2 protein-coding genes are annotated in these 1,792 nt (G+C 56.2%); both read right to left on the bottom strand.

Annotation, left to right across the window (positions count from 1 at the left end):
* Positions 1 to 121: 121 nt before the first annotated feature.
* Complete coding sequence (locus tag V6C16_RS12330) at positions 122 to 1,405, bottom strand: OmpP1/FadL family transporter (RefSeq protein WP_333534678.1); 1,284 nt, start codon at positions 1,403 to 1,405, stop codon at positions 122 to 124.
* A gap of 191 nt (positions 1,406 to 1,596) precedes the next feature.
* On the bottom strand, positions 1,597 to 1,792 hold a 196-nt coding region (locus V6C16_RS12335; RefSeq protein ID WP_333543337.1), incomplete at its 5' end, for a hypothetical protein.

Genomic DNA, 1,792 nt, shown 5'->3' on the forward strand with positions numbered 1-1,792 from the left:
CATTCTCAAAGTTTAAGGCACGCTCACTTCGGCGTTTAACCGCGCAGATAAACTGCGCTTACGCCTCCGTAGCGAACGTCTGCTCACGCAGCCGTCCGAGCAATTTAAAAGTTAAATTGCTCTAAAAAGAGTAGCCCACAGAGAACATGTAGATATTGGCCTGCACATTCTCTGAATGGCCGCCCTTGATCCCGCTGGCCGGAGAACGGATACCGGAAGTTTCGGTATGGTCATAGTCCACGGGGTTGATCCACAAATGGGCGTAGGTCAGGTCAACTGTCCAGTTCTCCCACGTAAAGCCCGTCCCCAGGCTCATCATGGTGCGCCCGTTGGTGGGCATCATGTAGTCGCTGTAGCTTTCGTTGACCACCGGAGTCTCGTAGGCAAAGCCCGCGCGCAAGGCCCACCAGTCCAGGGGCTTGTATTCCACACTGGCGTTAAAGTTCCAGCCGTCGCGCCATTCTTTGTTATTGATGGCGGAATAGTCATCGCCCATATTGATATTCAGCGCATTATAGGTAGACCAGCGAGTAAAGACCGTACCCACTTCAAAACTCAGGTTATCCACAGGCTTGTAGGCAATACCGAGAGCGATGGAGTCAGGAAGCTGCAAAGTGGCATTGGCGCTGCGGTCGCGGGCTTGCGGGCCATGCATTACCCCGGCAGTTATGAGGCCGTTTGGTCCCTCGTAGCCGAAATCCACATCGCCGAAGAGGTTGAGCGTGATCTGGCTTTTGTAGGAAAGGCCCAGGGACCACTGGTCATTGAAACGCATATGCATGCCGAGATGCGCGCCCACGCCCCAGCCGCTGCCTTCCAGTTGCAGATCGTTGTCAAAAGCGTCCGTGGCCGTTCGCGTGGGAATCTTGTTGCCCATATACACATGGGCGTACAGGGCCTCCACTCCCACGGAAAGGGAGAGCATGTCATTGACCTTGTAGGCCAGGCTCGGCACAAAAGACACGGTCTGCATGCCGATGTCGTACATATTGTACCGGCCGACCCACTGGCTGTTGAAAGAATTGCCCAGGCCGAAACGGCTGAAGGAGGCAAAGCCGAGCCACACCCTGTCGTTAAGCTGGTGGCTCACAAAACCGTGCGGAGCCAGCCACACATCGGGCTTGGTAGAGGTGTGCTTTTCCACGCCGTTGCCCATGTCGGCCACAATGGTGCCCAAGGGAGCAATAAAGGCCAGCCCCCCCATAACGTGCGTTCCGGGAACCTGGGTTATGCCCGCGGCATTATAGGCCAGCGTAGAAACGTCATCGGCACGGCCCACCATCCCGCCGGAAAGAGCCACCCCACGGGCGCTCCACTCGTTAAGGGCAAAGCCTTCAGACCGGGCATCGGGCGAACAGCAAAGAACCAGAGCCAGCACCAAGGCCGGTACACGAAAAAACTTCATTACTCCTCCAGAAAACCTCAGCCGGCGCAGCCATGTCCTGAATACAGGACGTGAGCTATCCGAACCGTCACGCAACGGCCTGAAACGCCGCCCCCCCATAGGGCCAAGTCTGCATTAAAAAATCGGCCGCCCTTGCTTCTCCAGAAAGAAGCGGCGGCACTCCACAGCCAGCAAAAAAATACAACTGCCATTCACAACATATTTACAGGATCAAGGTCAAGAAAAAGTCGTAGATTTTTAGCGCATTTTTGTGAAAGGGCAAAAAAATACAGTGAGCGTATGGCCTGCCAGTCCTGCCCTTTCACAAGGCAGGCATAACGTCGCCTGCCCCGCAGCAGGGCCAGCGGCGCGGGGGCGGGACCCAGCAGTTGCAACCCCAGTTCCGCC

It is taken from the genome of Desulfovibrio sp. 1188_IL3213 (genome assembly GCF_036763145.1).
Taxonomy (GTDB): Bacteria; Desulfobacterota; Desulfovibrionia; order Desulfovibrionales; family Desulfovibrionaceae; genus Desulfovibrio.

What these genes read in the sequence shown, in the direction of transcription:
- V6C16_RS12330 (WP_333534678.1), bottom strand. Translation starts at nt 1,405, where the DNA reads ATGAAGTTTTTTCGTGTACCGGCCTTGGTGCTGGCTCTGGTTCTTTGC.